Raw genomic sequence first — 16,436 nt, forward strand, 5'->3', positions numbered from 1 at the left:
TAATGCAAAGCATTGGTCTAGTCAAAGAGAGCATGGATTTAGAATCTAGGGTGGGTTTGATCCCCCAAGATGTGGCTTTCTTGACTCATTATGTCAGTGTGTTAGTTGAAGAAAATGCGGGGCTGATGAGCGGGTATAGCAATGAGGATTATGCTAGAGCAGGGGCTACTATCGTCTCTCATAAAAAGGCTTGGGAGCAAGGTATCGTAGTCAAATGCAAAGAACCCTTAGAACATGAATACTCTCTTTTACAAGAAGGGGCTACCCTCTTTAGTTTTTTAGATTTGGCTTACAATAAATCTTTAGCCTCCATGCTAGTAGAGAAAAAAATTCTCTCAATTTGTACAGAAACCATTGCCGGGCCTAAAAACAATTACCCGATGCTTTTGCCTATGAGTGTGGTAGCAGGCCAACTAGCCGCCCATTTGATCCAACATTATTTATTAGGGCTAGAACATTTACCCGGAGTGTTTGGGAAAGGGATTTTATTAGGGGGGTTTGTGGGGGAAATGCGGGCTAAAGTGGTGGTAGTAGGTGGTGGCGTGGTGGGTTTGGAGGCCGCTAGAGTGCTAAGTTTATTAGGGGCTAGGGTAGTGGTGCTTGAATTAGATTATGCTAAATTACAAAACCACCCCTACACTTTTGCTCACCATTTAGAAATTTTAGGAATCAATGAGGAGAATATTGAGCGCGCATTAGAGGGGGCTGTAGGGTTAGTTGGTGCGGTACTCATCACAAGCACTCGTACACCTAAAGTTATTTTAAAACGGCACTTACAGAAAATGCAAAAGGGCGGGGTGGTGGTAGATGTGGCTTGTGATTTAGGCGGGTGTGTGGAGAGTATCCATCAAACTAGCCACTCTAATCCTCTTTATCTAGCTGAAGGGTTATTACACTATGGCGTGCCTAATATGCCCGGGGTGGTGGCTAGAAGTAGTTCGGTTGCCTATAGCCATGCAAGTTTGCCCTATTTGGCTTACTTTTTAGAACATGGCCTAAAAGAATTTTTGAAGGCCAATACTAAAACTGTTGCCAACACCTCAGGGGGATTAAGCGCTTATGCAGGATATTTAACACAAGAAAATATCGCTAGAAGTTTTGATCTACCTTATAAAAGTGTGGTAGAAATTTTGGAGGCACTAACTTAAAAATATATGGGCGTACTAGACACAATTCTATTAGTGTTCTTGGTGTGTGTTTTAATAGGCGGAGTGGGTTATTATATTTATATGGTATTAAAAAAATAACCCTCTAAATCCAGAAACACTAGGCGTTATTTAGAAGCCACATCTAACACTCTTTGCACGCTATCTATTTTGCTTAAACTCAAGTTTAAAACACTATCCTCTAATCCCCCAAGACTATGGGCTACATTGGCATCTAGGCTAATACAATCCCCGGTCTCTAAAGTGTGTTTTTGCCCTTCTACTTCAAACCAAATCCGCCCTTGTAACACCCGTACTTTAATCGCTCCGGGCGCTTGGTGTTTGCGCATCTCCTCTGCTCTTGGCATACAGATGCGGATTTCTACACCGCTATCTGTTTCTAAAAGCTTTTCAATGTGCAAACTATCAAAACTAACGCCTTGTAAAAAATGTAAAACTTGCATAACTCCCCTTTAGCTTAAGATTATTTTGGCCAGATAAATCCATAGATTGTAAGAGTTCTAGTATAATGCTCTTTAAATAATAATGGATAAAAAATGAGTGATTTAAATACTGCAAAGGTTAACCCGGTCTCTATGCTTGTACACATTTGTTGTTCTGTAGATAGCCATTATTTTTTACAAGAATTAAGAAAGCTTTATCCAAATACCCCCTTAACAGGCTTTTTTTATAACCCTAATATCCACCCCATTACAGAATACCACCTACGACTCCAAGATGTGAAGCGTTCTTGTAAAATGTTAGATATTTCTCTAATAGAGGGCGATTACACTTTAGATACATGGTTAAAAGCAATCAAGGGGTTAGAACAAGAGAAAGAAAAAGGGGCTCGTTGTAGCGTTTGTTTTGATGTGCGTTTAGAAGCCAGCGCACAAATGGCACTCATGCTAGGTAACCAGCATTTTAGTACAACTCTTCTCTCCTCTCCTATGAAAGAACAAGAAGTTTTAAAAACACAAGGGGAGTTGATTGGGAGAAGATATGGTCTAGAGTTTGTTTATTTAAATGTCCGTGCTAAGGGAGGTGTTGCTAAGCAAAACGCACTAGCCAAACAAGATAAACTGTATCGCCAAAATTACTGCGGGTGTTACTTTGCCCTTAATGATCAAAGGGAGGCGCAAAACAAGCCATGTATAGAATTAATCAGTTTTTTAGATCGCCAAATCCACCCAGCCAGCATAACCCACCGCCTAGAACTTTTCAAACAACGCGCTATTTTAGAAGAAAAACAACAAAATTATGAACTTTTACAACAAAGTTTGCAAACCTATTTGCTTTGTAGAGGTTTAGTTAAGATCAATGATAAGACACTTCCTAGCCATATTTTAAAACACTCTATGGAAAAGAAAGTTACTATTAAAGATCTACAGATTCAAAAGATTTCTTTAAAACCAACCTTAAGTGAAAAAATATGTAGCCAGCGGTACCATTTTGATCTAAAATCTCAAGATATAGAGTTAGGTTTTAGTTTGAAAGATGAAACTTTATTTTTAGATACAAGGGGTGTTAGTACTCTACTAAGTACACCACACAAACCGCTAAAAGCCCTTAAACTAAGCTACGATCAAGAGCTTTACATCCGCGAAAAACTAGTTGGCATAGAAAGTATCCAGCCTATTATTATTGTAGAAGACTTACGCCTTCTGCAATCTCCAATCTCTGTAGAAATTGTAGCCCAATTTTTCACACATAAAAACTTTTATCTAGTACAAACCCCCTAAAACGCGCCCTAAAGCCTAAAAAAATAGCGCCCATTCTTAGTATTAAAGATACCTAATCGCGCTTCCTTTTTCTTTGCGTGCTTTAATTGTGGTGGGCATAGCAGCTTTACCCAGAGCTACTAAACAGGCAATATTAGGCGGATTGACATAGGCATTAAGGACTTCATAGATTTTTTCAGCCTCAAACCCTCCCATAATACAAGAATCCACACCCATTAAAGTTGCTGCTAAAGTCATCTGGCCTACAGCGATATAACATTGCTCTTTCATGTAAGCTTCAATTAAAACTTGTTCGTTGCGTAGGCGATCTTTTAATAAAGTCTGTACACCTTGAGCCACCCTTTGGCGGTATTCTTGGGTAAAAAATTGATTCAGATAATCAGCAGTGAGCGCGCCAGAATGCATATAACCCACCACCACTAAAGCCGCACAGGTTTGTACCACTTGCGTGTTAAAATAGACAAAGGGTAAAATTTGCTCTTTGCGCGCACCTTGAAGTATAATAAATTCCCAAGGCTGGGTATTATAAGAACTAGGCGCTAGCCTTGCGGCTTCTAAAATTTGCTCTAACACTTCTTGAGAAAGCGAATAATCTGGATCAAATTTTTTACAGACAAAACGGCGGTGTAAAACGGTGTTAAGTTCGTTAGGGCTAAGTTGAAACTGCATCTAACCATCCTTTGATTGTATTTTAATCCTCAGAGGCTTTAGCCTAAAACAGGGTGGCAGTATAGCACCAAAAGATTAATAAAGGGTGGGCATGTTAAAATGCGCCCCTTAGATCAGAATGAAGGGTCAGATCATTTTAATTAAACGGCTTGTTGATAACTCTTTAGAAGCTTTAAAACACGCTAAATGAAAGTCTTGCATCTAAACGCTACACAAATTGGTGGCGCAACACAGGCAACTTTGCGGTTACACTATGCGCTTTTAAAAGAGGGGGTGGATAGTTATGTGTGGTTACAAGACTCGCGAGGGGGTGTACTAAATGATCGCATCTTAGGCCCGCGTACGCATTTAGCTAAAGCTCTAGCTATGATGCGCCCCTATTTAGATAAAGCGCCTATTTTGCTCTACCCCAAACGCAAAAAAGGTACTTTTAACTTGGGCTGGTTGCCCTTTAGCTCTGTTTTATCTGCTATCAAAGAGATTGATCCGGATGTTGTGCACTTACATTGGATTGCAGGCGGGATGTTGCCCCTAAGAGATTTGCCCAAAATTAAAAAGCCTTTAGTGTGGACTTTACATGACATGTGGGCTTTTACGGGGGGAGATCACTACTATAACGATGAGAATGAACATGTGTATAAACATTCTTGTATCCTTAATAGCCCCTTTGGACTAGACTTAGCCACTTTAGGTTTTTTGCTCAAAATTACATGCTAATCTTTTAAAAGCCTTGCACTTTAAAGGAGAGATTAAAATCACACATGGGGTAGGAATAATCTATCCTGCAAAAAAGCGCCGAGAAAAACGCCCCTATGCCCAAAAATTTATCTGTATAGCGCGTTTGAGTGCTGTTAAGAATTTAGAGTTTCTTCTCTTAGTTTTTGCGCATTTGCCGGAGTTATCTTTAAGCGTGGTGGGAACAGGGGAGTTAGAGGAAAAACTTAAAAACATGGCAAGCCCTAATGTTGTATTTTTAGGAGCTATAGAGAATGCAAGTTTAAATTCACTTCTTTGTGCGCATGATATGTTAATTTTACCTAGTCTTAAAGAACCTTGGGGTTTGGTGGTGGAGGAGGCGCTCTCAGCAGGATTGCCTGTTTTGGTGAGTTTGGCCTGTGAGGCACAAGTTTTAGTGCAAGAGGGGGTCAATGGGTTTTTATTTTGTCTAAAAGATAGCGCGAGATTACAAGAGCTTTTAGAGAATTTGGGCATGTATTATTCTACTTTGTTGGAAGGGGCGCAGTTATGGAGTTTAGAGGATAAAAATAAAGCACAGATAGAGGCGTATTTATGAAAATTAGTTTGGTTACACCAGTTTTAAATAGGGTAAAAACTTTAGAGCACACGATTCAATCTGTTTTAGAGCAAAGCCAAGCACCCTATGAACATCTGATTATGGATGGGGGGAGTGTGGATGGGACACTAGAGCTTTTAAAGGCCTATCCACATCTTCTAGTACATAGTAAGCCCGATCTAGGGCTTTATGATGCGATGAATAAGGGCATTGCTTTAGCTAAAGGAGAAATCATTGGAATACTTAATAGCGATGATATATACGCCCACTCTCAAGTTTTAGAAAAAATAGCACAAGCATTTAAAGATAACCCACAAGCACAAATGGTTTATGGGGATTTGGTGTATGTAAAGGGTGCTAAGGTGGTGCGCTATTATCAAAGCGCAAGCTTTGATCCCAAACTCTTTTTTTATGGGCGCGTGCCCGCACACCCTACACTTTTTGTACGAAAGGAGGTGTATACGCGCTTTGGGGGATATAAGATAGATTATAAAATAGCCGCTGACTATGAGTTTTTAGTGCGTACCTTACTTAAGGGAGGGGTTGCTTGGGCTTATCTGCCTGAAGTGCTTATTAAAATGGGAGTAGGAGGAGTGAGTACGCAAGGGTTTAAAAGTTTGTGGCTAGCCAACAAGGAGAATTTGCGCGCCTGCAAAGAAAATGGGATTAAAGCTAACTTACTCACTATGCTTTTAAGATACCCCTATAAAATTAAGGGTTTATTTCAAGCAAAATTTAGCGTCTGGAATTAGAATCCTTGGCCGCGCCATAGGAAAATCTAACATAAATAGCTAGGCTATTATGAAGCCCCATTGTCTACCCCTTCCCTATCATCATTGTCTGTCTTCTTGTTAATCTTATCTTCTAAAAATTTGAAGACCTTTTCTAAATTTTCTTTGGTTTCATTGCTTAGTTTGTCTTTTAAATCGTGAGTGTTTTTAAAGGCACTAGAAACCATGCTTGCTTCTTGCCTATCTTTGCAATCTATTAGATCAAACTTCTCGCGATCCTCTTGGCTAAAGAGGGACTCTATAGTCTTAAACTCTTTAGACTCTTTAGACTCTTTAGAATCTTTAGAATCTTTGGAAATATTCTTGAGACTAAAAGCAGATATAGACATGGATTTCAATTTGGCCTCCCTAACAGCCTCGTCACCTGCCCGATCTCCATCAACTAATAGAATTGGGGTTTTTTTCAAATCCATTGTTTCAATGAATTTAAGAAGTTTAGGGATCTTTACCTCTATTTCTCCCTTTTCGGCGTCGCCAACCCCATCGATAGGTAAGAAAACAAAATCGGATTTCGTATCTCTAATTTCTTGGTAGGCGCTCAAGATATTATAGTCCATAATCCCCTCCACAAAAATCAATTGAACTTCTCTAAAATTAATCTCCAAAAACCCAAGTGCCTCAACAATCTCTTTTAAAACATCCACCTCTCCCAAATCTAGGCTAGAAAAATTATTTTGAATCCGTGCCCCCTTACCCTTATCATTTTTAACTACCAAGCGTATTGAATCTAAATGTTTGGTGTCTAGCATAAAAGGGGAATGGGTACTCACAATAAAAGTGATGCCATTTTTTTGTCCAAACTCTCTTAGAAAGCGCTGTAACTCCTTTTGGGCTGGAATAGACAAACTATTTTCTGGCTCATCTATAAGCACCAGATCACCTTTTCCAATTTTGCCCTTGCAGAGGAAACTAAAAAAAAGATTAAAGAATTTCTTAAACCCCGTACTTTGCCGGTCTAGAAAGATTGTCTCTCTACCCTCGTAAAGATGAAAAGATAGGTTATCCGTGCGTAATTTCACCTTGAAATTATAGAGACCTTTTTGTGCATACATTTTATTAAACTGCTGGACTACTTCTTGTAATCTTTCCTCGATATCGTTCTCTTGGTCGTCTAAATACGCTATTTTGTTCTCCTTCTTATATCTTTGATAAGCTTCAAGTAAAGACTTCTCATCTTTTTTTAAGATATCAAAGAGTACATTGAAAAAAGTGGATTCTTCAGTGGATTTTTCAGTGGATTTTTTTATTTGTTCATAAGAGACTGTGCAATCTTGATCACTAATAGGTTTGGTTTGTGCTAAAACAATGTTGGGGAACTTGAGTGGTGGGGGAGGGGAATCTTGTACCTCTACCCCTTGGAGGGTGGCTTGCTTGGTGTAAACCACTGAGGTATAAACCACTGATTCAGGATTTTTTAAGACTTCTATTAAATCCCTAACATCACCTTTATTTTCTGCTGTTTCATAGGCAATCTTAATATTTGGTAGGACATTGATTTTTTCTTTGATGTCATTTTCATCCCCTCGCACACGAACACATTTTAAGGTACTTGACTGATCCACTTCTGCTGCGCATGAAAACACTATCCCATCGATTGTCTTTAAAAAAATAGCCTCTTTCATGTTTCCTTTAACTTCATTTTTTCCATAGATCACCTCCACAGGCTTCCTAAACGCTTCTTGGATGTTTGCAAGATTTTTATTTTTTAGGATGCTTCCCAAAACTTCTAAGGCATTTTCAATGATGCTAGACAGTACAAATGATTCAGGATTTTTTAAGACTTCTATTAAATCCTTAGCATCACCTGTATTTTCTGCTGTTTCATAGGCAATCTTAATATTTGGTAGGACATTGATTTTTTCTTTGATGTCACTTTCATTATCTAATACACGAACACATTTTAAGGTACTTGACTGATCCACTTCTGCTGCGCATGAAAACACTATCCCATCGATTGTCTTTAAAAAAATAGCCTCTTTCATGTTTCCTTTAACTTCATTTTTTCCATAGATCACCTCCACAGGCTCCCTAAACGCTTCTTGGATGTCTGCAAGATTTTTCTTTTTTAGGATGTCCTTCAAAACCTTTAAGGTAGTCTCACTGATGGTAGATAGTACAAAGGTTTTCTCTATGGGTTCAGCCCTACAATGTAATTCTAGGCATACACAAGGTTCCACTTTTCCTATATTCATAAAGTCAGCACAATCAGTCTGCTCAAGCCCTTTATTTATTTTAGTAATCCCCTCTAATACATTGCTTTTGCCCGCATTATTAGCTCCAATAAGACAAATCAATCCCCCCTGCCTTAAACCGCCAACATCTAACCAAGCTCCATCACCTCCTATACCCACCCCTAAATTCCTAAAGTTTTTAAATCTAATACGACACATATCCATATCTTAAATTCCTTATTTTTTAGTTGCAATAAACTTTTATTGTAGTCTAAACTCTATTAAATATGGCCTAAACTCTATTAAAATTAAGGGTTTATTTCAAGCAAAACTTAGCGTCTGGAATTAGAATCTTTAGCCGCGCCATAGGAAAATCTAACATAAATAGCTAGGCTAATAAGTAAAGCCGCTACCCCTCCGGTAAGATACACAGCATAAACGATTTTATCCGGCGAGCTGATACTAAATTTAAAGACTAACATCAAAGCCTCAATGGCCAAAGCGATGATGATCGATCCAAGAAAGCGAATCATGGTACGGTGGATCGCATGGTGGTTATCCCCGCTGTTTTTGCCTAACACCTCCTCCTCAAAAATGGCCTTGACCAAGTCTACCGTGGCTAAGGCTAAAGTAAGAAGCACAATCGGGTGAAAAACCTCCTTGATGTCAAAATGATTAAAATGGATAAAGGCCATGTATAAACTAGAAATACTCTTGACAAAAAGAAGAAGTGCTACAATAGCTAGCGTGATAGAGATAGCAAAGTACATCACCACACTACCCTCAGCAAAAGCGCCATAGTGTCTAGAAGAAGAGCTTAGCGCGATGGCTGTTTTAATTGGAATGTGCATGCACACAACATAAAAGAGCTCTTCTTGATCGTTATAAATAGGATAGGCAGCTGTAACGACTAACCCGCGGTTATTGCGGGTGGGGTAGGGGTTTGTGATGATACAGCGGCGCTCGGTAACTGCTTCATAAAAATACCCCCTCTCTAAAGAATTGCGTGTAAAACTGCTTTTGACATTGCCCTCTCTATCAATTAAATTCCCATTTTTATCCAGAATAAAAATATCCTCTTTAATGCGCACCTCTTGCTTGATGCGCTCCATAGAAAGCTGGATATATGTTAAGGTAGGCTCTTTAAGATAGTTTTTAATATTCTGGGTGAATAGATAAGAAACATAGGCATATAACTCGCTTCTGACTTTTGCATACTCGGTAACATCTTTAGACAGCATGGTTTCCTCGTATCATTGAATCATAAAAGTCTTTGGGGTTTTAAAGGTACTTTCCATTGTCTGCATGGTTTTGGCATACAATTTATTAAGAGCCTGCGTTAGGGCATTGTTGTAATTTTGATTAGAATCGCCCCTCTCATTAGGATCGCTATCTATTGCATTAAATTGTAAAACGGGTTCTTGGATTTTAGTATAAACTTGGATCACACATGAAGGAGCTGTGCTATTACAAATTTGTAATTTTAGATCACTAGTGGCCATTAACATGTGTAAAACTTGTGTGGGGTCTAAATAATCATTATGCGTTTCTTTAAGTACGGCCTGAATTGCTTTAAGATTTCTGGGCACACTATTAAAGCCTAAGGATATAGTACCACTCAGTTTAGCACCTGTGGCTGTACTAGCTAGACTCACTTGATAACCCTTAGCCTCTAACAAAGCACCCACACCTTTTTGTAAGGCAAGGATATATTTCTTTTGATCGTATTTGGGTACAAAGTGATGTTTAAACACCACTGCTGGATAACCCAAGACAAGCGGGCCTAAGTTAGCTTTTGTAGGGATTTGTGAAACGGCGTAGTGGAGTTTTAAAGAGGGTAGGGTAAAAACAACATCTTTACAGCCCAGCAAAAAAAGCCCCACAATAATAACCCGCCACATCGCCATGCACTCTCCTAGAGGAGCGTATTATAACATGGTTTTAGTTTGGAGTTGTCCTTCCTCCAAAGTATAAATATGGGTAGCAATTTCTAAACTAGCAGGATTATGCGAAATGATGATGATTAAACGATCTTTTCTTAAGCTATAGATAGTTTCTTTAATCCCCTCTTGTGTGTGCACATCTAGCGCTGAGGTGGCCTCATCAAAAATAAGCACGCTAGCGTTGCGATACAGCGCACGGGCGATGGCAATTCTTTGGCGCTGTCCCCCGCTTAAATTTGCCCCAAATTCCTCTAAATTAGCCCCTATTCCGCCTAAACTTTGCAGAAAATCCAAAGCCTGCGCCTGCTTGAGACATTCTAGTACCCTTTCCTCATTAATGCTTAGCCCATAAGCCACATTTTCAGCCACACTACCACTAATGATAAATACCCTTTGGTTGACAATGCCAATCTGATCGCGCAAACTCTTTTGTTGCAAAGAACTAATGGACATGTCATTGATTGTAATTTCCCCTCTAGTGGGTTCATAGAGGCGTAAAATTAAATTAACTAGTGAGCTTTTTCCACTCCCGCTTTTACCAACAATAGCGATGATTTGATCTTGCTTAAAATCTAAATTAATATCTTGTAAAGCAAATTGATGGTTATTTTGATAGGCCAAATACACTTCTTTAAAGGCGATGTGCTTGATGGGTTCTTGTAAAATTAACGATCCATCTACAATCCCCGGCTCTCTTTCTAAAATTTCATAAATCCGTTCACCGGCAACTAAAGCTTCTTGAAAGTTAGAGGCAATTCTAACCAGCCGCTTTATAGGAGTGTAGAGCATAAAAAGAGCGGTGATAAAAGAAAAGAAAGCCCCCACGCTAATATGCCCTTTGATCACTTCTAGTCCGCCTAAATAAATCACTAAAGCAATGGCAATAGAACCTAAAAATTCCATTAGAGGGCTAGAAATTTCTGCGTATTTAATGCCCTTTAAACTCAGATCAAAAAAGGTTTGGTTTTCTTTTTGGAAAGCCTGCAATTCTAAGGCCTCTCCATTAGAAGTTTTCACCACTTCTACGCTATGAAAGATTTCTGATAACCTAGCCGTCATGCGCGCATTGGTCTCTTGATTGGCTTTACTAAGCTTTTTAACCTTTTTGATAATTTTACTAAGTGGGAAAGCCGCTAGGGGCATGATAATAAGACCAATGAGGGCAAGTTTAGGGCTTTGATAAATCACTACAGCTACCAAACCTACAACGGTGAGCATTTCGCGCATGCTTTCGGATAAATAATTAGAAAGACTGGCGCGTACTAAAGCGATGTCATTAGTGATGCGGGTAATTAGCTCGCCTTTTTTAGTGCGCTCAAAAAAACGGATTTCCATTCTTAAAAGGGTATAAAGCATGTGATCGCGCAATTTTTTTACGATGTCTAACCCGATGTAATTAGTGAAATAAGTTTGGACATAAATCCCCCCACTCTTGCCCAGATAAGCCAAAATCACCAAAAAGGGCAAGATAGAAAGCATGCGGGTGTCTTTTTCAATAAAAATCTCATCTAAAGTTGGCTTGACTAGATAGGTCCCCCAAGCTGTACTAAGAGCGACAACAATAGAGGCAATCACTACAAGTACAAAAGCCCGCATATGCCCCTTAAGATAGGGATAAAAACGCTTGAAAAAAACCTGCAAGTCTAGCCTAACTCATAACCCGCATCTAAAATAGCTTCTTTGATAGCCTCTAAATTTGCAGGATTCTCAAAAGCAACCACCACTTGTTGTTTTTCTAAACTCACATCAATTTTATTAACCCCCTCTAGTTCTCCTACAAATTTTTCTATTTTATCCACACAATGTTGGCATGTCATGCCTATAACTTTAAGTTTAATCTCTTGCATGTAATCCTCTAATTTTAAAATGAATACCCCTAAGCCTTTGGGCGTTAAGTACCACGCTGACACTGCTTAAACTCATGGCTAAACTTGCTAGCATGGGATTAAACATAATGCCTAGTTTATAACCCACCCCACAAGCTAAGGGAATAGCCACGCTATTATAGCAAAAGGCCCAAAAGAGATTTTGTTGGATATTAGTGATTGTGTGCATGCTCAGTTTGATCGCACCTACAATTGATTGGATATCGTTATTAAAACTCACAACATCGGCCACTTCTAGACTTGCATCGCTACCCTTAGCCATCACAACCCCCACATCGCTACGGGCTAAACTAGGCGCATCATTCATGCCATCGCCTACCATCATCACAATTTGACCCCGTGCTTTCAATTCATCTATAACTTTTAATTTATCCTCTGGCTTAGCCTGTGCTTTGTAGTTTTCTATGCCCAGTTCTGTAGCAAGGGCTTTGACATTTAACAAAGCATCCCCGCTTAAAAGCATGGGGGTGATGTTTAAAACTTTGAGTTGTAAAATGGCCTCTTTTACCTCCGGTTTTAGACGATCGGCTAGTACAAATACGCCTAGAATTTCTGAATCTGTACCAACAAAAACCGGTATCCCTGCTAAGTTTTCAAAAGGATTTTCTGCATTGAAATATTCTAAATTACCCGCTTTATAAACTTGCTCTTCTATTTTGCCACAAATCCCAAAACCCGGTTTAGCCTGCGCATCTTCTACCTCTTCTAAGATCACGCCTTGCTCTTTAGCATAACTTACAATCCCTCGAGCTAGCACATGTTCGCTATGCGACTCTAAACTCGCACATAAACTTAATACTTTTTGTAAATCTATGCCTTCTTTAACGCGTACCTCTTGTACTTCTGGTTTGCCTAAAGTAAGTGTACCTGTCTTATCAAAAACCACATAATTAACCAAACGCGCCTTTTCTAAAGCCTGTGCATTTTTAAAAAACAACCCTAGTAAGCTCGCTTCTTTTTGGGCGACTAAAATAGACATGGGCGTGGCTAAGCCTAAAGCACATGGACAAGAGATCACCAAAACGGCTACAAACACTTCCAAAGCCTGTTTAAAATCCCCTAAAATAAGCCACACTAAAAAAACTAAACTAGCAATAGCAATGACAACTGGTACAAACACCCCAGCTACTTTATCTGCTAGCCGTGCAATTTGGGCTTTAGAACCTTGAGCGTTATTAATGAGCTCTAAAATCTTATGTAGGGTGCTATTTTCTGGTGTGTGCGTAGCGCGCATGAAAAATGTCGTGGTGGTATTAAGCGTGCCTGCAAAAACCTCCATGCCCTCTGTTTTATACACAGGCATGCTCTCACCGCTTAACATAGACTCATCAATTTCAGCCTCGCCTTTAGAAAGCACCCCGTCCACTGGGATATAACTCCCGGGTAAAATCTGGAGTACATCTCCTTTTTGCAAACTTTCTATAGAAACTTCTACAATTTGATCCCCATCTAGTTTAAACGCGCTCTTGCTTTGGTGGCTAATTAAAGTTTGCATGGCTTTTAAAGCCTTATCTTTAGAACGCTCCTCTATCCGCTTGCCAAGCATGACAAAAAATAAAATCACACATACGCCTTCAAAATAAAAGCCCTCTATGGGGATGTGTAAATAGGCTTTAGAGAGTAAAAATAGGCTATAAAGCCACGCACTAGCAGTACCAAGAGCCACTAGGCTATCCATATTAGGTTGGCATGCAAAAAGGGCTTTAAAACCCTGTAGATAAAAATCCCGTCCCATGTGCATGGCAATTAAAGTAAAACATAACTGAATCAAGCCATTATTAAAAGGGTTTTGTAAAACTGGGGGCAAGTGGAGGAATTTAGCAAACATAGAAAGACTGAGCACCCCTAGACTGGCTAAAAAGGTTAAAATGAGTTTGTAATTGGGCGTAAGAAAAGCAGGATTAAAAAAGGAAGGTTTAGTGCTGTCTTTGGCTTTGTTAATGAAAGCCTCATTTTGTGGGTGATAACCTAGCTTTTCAATTTGTTTAAAAATATCCTCTAGGCTAGCTTGACTCTCATCATAGTTAACCACCGCCTTTTTGCTAATTAAATCCACTACAATACTTTGAATGTATTTTTTGCGCCCTAAAGAGCGTTCAATTCCACTTGAGCACGAGCTACAAGTCATGCCCTCAATATAAAAGTGTTTGGTAGTCATTTTTGTGTGTACCTGAATATGATTTTAGCCATTAAAAAAATCCAGCGCACAATGCCATAAAGCAAGTAACAAAGCATAGAAGCACTAAGCATTTCTAGGGGCCGTACAAAAAGAACCAATAAGAAAAACACTAGCAAAACAAAGAGTTTTAAATTCCACTTGACTTTTTTAAAGTTAGGGTAGCGGATATTACTCACCATCATTACGCCTAAAAACACGATATAAACAAGCATTAAATACCCATACTGGGTTTTAAACAGGTTATATTTAAAATCAAGCAAAATAGCCAATACCACTAATACCGCTGCTGAAGGAATAGGGATACCAATAAAAGAGTAGGGATCGGTGGTTTGGGTGGTTACATTAAAACGGGCTAGGCGAATAGCCCCAAAGATCACAAACAAAGCACAAGCAGCCATACCCATGCGCCCATAAGTATAGCCCGTATAAAAATAAGAGATAACACTAGGGGCTGCTCCAAAAGCCACCACATCTGCTAACGAATCAAATTCTAAGCCAAATTTACTAGTGGTGTTGGTTAATCTTGCTACGCGTCCATCTAGTCCGTCTAACACCAAACACACCACCACTAACCAGCATGCGGTTACAAAGCTTCCCTTAGAGGCATAAAACACCCCCATCATGCCTAAAAAAATACTGCCCGCTGTAAAAAGATTGGGGAAGAGATATAAAGGCTTGATGGGCATTTGCCTAACTTGCGTGCTCTTCTAAGGGCACTAGACGACTCTCAAGACTATTAGCCACCTCGTATTCGCTAATAATTTCGCGCACCCGCTCACCGGTAATAACTTCCTTTTCAAACAATTCACCCACCATCACCTCAATGGCATCTTTATAATCATTCAAGGTTTGTTTGACATGGGCATAGCGTTCTTCTAAGAGATTTTTAATGAAGTTATCCATCTCTTCGGCCATCTTTTCGCTAAACTCGCGCCCATTGCCAAAGCCCCCGCCTAAAAAAGAATTGCGCTGTTTTTCTAGCACCATCAACCCACTCACATCGCTCATGCCATAATAACTCACCATGCCCTTGATGATGTCTGTGGCGCGTTCTAGATCATTACTAGCCCCAGTAGAGATCTCTTGTAAAAAAACATCCTCAGCCGCCCGTCCGCCTAAGAGTACATCAATTTCAGCGATGAGCTCGTGTTTTTGCATCAAATACTTGTTTTCCTCAGGCGTGTTAAGCGTATAACCTAGAGCTGCCATGCCCCTTGGGATAATAGAGACTTTATTCACCCGCGCAGAGCCCTTAGTCATCTCTGAAATCACCGCATGCCCACTTTCATGGTAGGCCACAATTTTCTTTTCCTTAGGTGAGATGCGGCGGCTCTTTTTCTCTAACCCGGCAATGCCCCTTTCTACGGCCTCTTTTAAATGTTGCTGTTTGACCTCTTTTTGGTTATTGCGGCCAGCTAGCAAGGCAGCCTCATTAATAATATTAGCTAGATCCGCTCCGGCTAATCCGGCTGTGAGTTTGGCAATTTCTTGCAAATCCACATCATTGGCTAACTTAACTGGCTTAATGTGTACTTTCAAAATCTCCACCCGCCCGTTAAAATCTGGTTTATCTACCAAAACTTGGCGATCAAAGCGCCCGGGTCTTAAAAGAGCTGGATCTAAAATTTCGGGGCGATTAGTAGCGGCTAGTACAATCACGGGTGCATTTTCTGATCCAAAACCATCCATCTCGGCTAAAAGTTGGTTTAAGGTCTGTTCGCGCTCATCATTCCCGCTAATCACGCCTCCAGCCGCGCGGCTCTTGCCAATGGCATCAATCTCATCAATAAAAATGATGCTAGGTGCTTCCTTTTTGGCAATTTCAAAGAGATCGCGCACGCGACTTGCCCCAAGCCCTACAAACATCTCTATAAAACTGCTCCCCCCCATAGAAAAAAAGGGTACACTGGCCTCACCGGCCACTGCTTTAGCAAGTAGGGTTTTGCCCGTTCCTGGAGGGCCTACTAAAAGCACACCCTTAGGGATTTTAGCCCCCAAAGACGCGTAACGATCGGGATATTTTAAAAAGTCTACAATCTCCACCACTTCCTCTTTGGCTTCCTCATTACCGGCCATGTCATTAAAACGCACCTTAGGTTTTTCAGCATTAATGAGTTTTTTAGAACTACCCATGCCAAAAATACCCCCACCCATGTTCTTTTGCATGCGAGATGCCATAAACATCCACAAGCCTAAAATCACCAAAACTGGCAAGAGCCATCCTAAAATATCTGTAAAAAAATTAGATTCGCTAAAACCAGAGTAATTGATTTTTTGGCTATCTAGGAGTGGCACTAAAGAGAGATCAGGCACGCGCTTGGCAATGTAGATAATCTTATTATTACCCTCTTTGCTGGTGGCTTTAATGAGTGTTTGCCCAATACTCACGCTATCCACCTCTTTTTTTTCAATCAATTCCTTCATTTCGTGGTAGCTGATATTTTTGGTGCTGGTGGATAAAAAGCGATCACCAAAGCTCTCATCTGAATTCATCACGCGTACCGCCACAATAGCGATGACGATAAAAACCACAATCAAAACCAAAGGATTTTGTAAAAGTGGTCTTTTAGGATCGCCTGGCCCACGGCTATTATTTTCCATGTATTTCCTTAAATC

At 39.9% G+C, this 16,436-nt stretch carries 15 protein-coding genes; 5 read left to right on the top strand and 10 right to left on the bottom strand.

Features of this window, described 5'->3' with window-relative positions:
• The first annotated feature begins 2 nt into the window (after positions 1–2).
• Positions 3–1,148 carry an alanine dehydrogenase gene (locus tag G6Q06_RS00170; RefSeq protein ID WP_163565348.1) on the top strand — a complete coding sequence of 382 codons (1,146 nt, stop codon included), beginning with the start codon at positions 3–5 and terminating at the stop codon, positions 1,146–1,148.
• 125 nt (positions 1,149–1,273) lie between these two features.
• On the opposite strand, the gene G6Q06_RS00175 is transcribed toward G6Q06_RS00170, so the two are convergent.
• Positions 1,274–1,609 carry a cupin domain-containing protein gene (locus tag G6Q06_RS00175; RefSeq protein ID WP_163563802.1) on the bottom strand — a complete coding sequence of 112 codons (336 nt, stop codon included), beginning with the start codon at positions 1,607–1,609 and terminating at the stop codon, positions 1,274–1,276.
• A 93-nt stretch (positions 1,610–1,702) separates the two neighbouring features.
• Between G6Q06_RS00175 and G6Q06_RS00180 the strand changes: the two genes are divergently transcribed.
• Positions 1,703–2,887, top strand: coding sequence for an epoxyqueuosine reductase QueH (locus G6Q06_RS00180; RefSeq protein WP_163533112.1), 1,185 nt, complete (start codon positions 1,703–1,705; stop codon positions 2,885–2,887).
• A 42-nt stretch (positions 2,888–2,929) separates the two neighbouring features.
• Here the strand turns inward: G6Q06_RS00180 and G6Q06_RS00185 are convergent, their stop codons facing one another.
• Positions 2,930–3,556, bottom strand: coding sequence for an NAD(P)H-dependent oxidoreductase (locus G6Q06_RS00185; RefSeq protein ID WP_163565349.1), 627 nt, complete (start codon positions 3,554–3,556; stop codon positions 2,930–2,932).
• A gap of 186 nt (positions 3,557–3,742) precedes the next feature.
• Here G6Q06_RS00185 and G6Q06_RS00190 point away from each other — a divergent pair, with 186 nt between their 5' ends.
• The 3 genes from G6Q06_RS00190 to G6Q06_RS00200 are packed head-to-tail and all read left to right on the top strand — an operon-like array spanning position 3,743 to position 5,602.
• Positions 3,743–4,273, top strand: a complete 531-nt coding sequence (locus G6Q06_RS00190; protein WP_240328909.1) for a glycosyltransferase — start codon at positions 3,743–3,745, stop codon at positions 4,271–4,273.
• 13 nt (positions 4,274–4,286) lie between these two features.
• A complete protein-coding gene (locus G6Q06_RS00195; RefSeq protein WP_240328910.1) occupies positions 4,287–4,850 on the top strand; it encodes a glycosyltransferase family 4 protein in 564 nt (187 codons plus the stop codon).
• Positions 4,847–5,602, top strand: coding sequence for a glycosyltransferase family 2 protein (locus G6Q06_RS00200; protein ID WP_163565350.1), 756 nt, complete (start codon positions 4,847–4,849; stop codon positions 5,600–5,602). Before G6Q06_RS00195 ends, G6Q06_RS00200 begins: the two co-directional genes overlap by 4 nt.
• A gap of 47 nt (positions 5,603–5,649) precedes the next feature.
• Here G6Q06_RS00200 and G6Q06_RS00205 read toward each other — a convergent pair whose 3' ends face one another.
• The 8 genes from G6Q06_RS00205 to ftsH form a co-directional block, all read right to left on the bottom strand.
• Positions 5,650–8,037 (bottom strand): AAA family ATPase, encoded by a 2,388-nt coding sequence (locus tag G6Q06_RS00205; protein WP_163565351.1) that lies wholly within the window; start codon positions 8,035–8,037, stop codon positions 5,650–5,652.
• A gap of 107 nt (positions 8,038–8,144) precedes the next feature.
• Entirely contained in the window at positions 8,145–9,053 is a 909-nt protein-coding gene (locus G6Q06_RS00210) for a PDC sensor domain-containing protein (protein WP_163533107.1), read from the bottom strand.
• Between the two features lie 12 nt (positions 9,054–9,065).
• Positions 9,066–9,719 (bottom strand): hypothetical protein, encoded by a 654-nt coding sequence (locus G6Q06_RS00215; RefSeq protein ID WP_163535096.1) that lies wholly within the window; start codon positions 9,717–9,719, stop codon positions 9,066–9,068.
• Between the two features lie 21 nt (positions 9,720–9,740).
• Positions 9,741–11,396, bottom strand: a complete 1,656-nt coding sequence (locus tag G6Q06_RS00220; protein WP_163565352.1) for an ABC transporter ATP-binding protein — start codon at positions 11,394–11,396, stop codon at positions 9,741–9,743.
• A 2-nt stretch (positions 11,397–11,398) separates the two neighbouring features.
• Positions 11,399–11,602, bottom strand: a complete 204-nt coding sequence (gene copP, locus G6Q06_RS00225; protein WP_163565353.1) for a copper-binding metallochaperone CopP — start codon at positions 11,600–11,602, stop codon at positions 11,399–11,401.
• Positions 11,589–13,799, bottom strand: a complete 2,211-nt coding sequence (locus G6Q06_RS00230) for a heavy metal translocating P-type ATPase (RefSeq protein WP_163565354.1) — start codon at positions 13,797–13,799, stop codon at positions 11,589–11,591. The genes copP and G6Q06_RS00230 overlap by 14 nt, the downstream gene beginning before the upstream one ends.
• Positions 13,796–14,506 (bottom strand): CDP-diacylglycerol--serine O-phosphatidyltransferase, encoded by a 711-nt coding sequence (gene pssA, locus G6Q06_RS00235; protein WP_006564091.1) that lies wholly within the window; start codon positions 14,504–14,506, stop codon positions 13,796–13,798. The genes G6Q06_RS00230 and pssA overlap by 4 nt, the downstream gene beginning before the upstream one ends.
• A 4-nt stretch (positions 14,507–14,510) precedes the next feature.
• A complete protein-coding gene (ftsH, locus tag G6Q06_RS00240) occupies positions 14,511–16,421 on the bottom strand; it encodes an ATP-dependent zinc metalloprotease FtsH (protein ID WP_034375414.1) in 1,911 nt (636 codons plus the stop codon).
• Positions 16,422–16,436 lie beyond the last annotated feature (15 nt).

The organism is Helicobacter suis (assembly GCF_902196135.1).
GTDB classification, from domain to species: domain Bacteria; phylum Campylobacterota; class Campylobacteria; order Campylobacterales; family Helicobacteraceae; genus Helicobacter; species Helicobacter suis_A.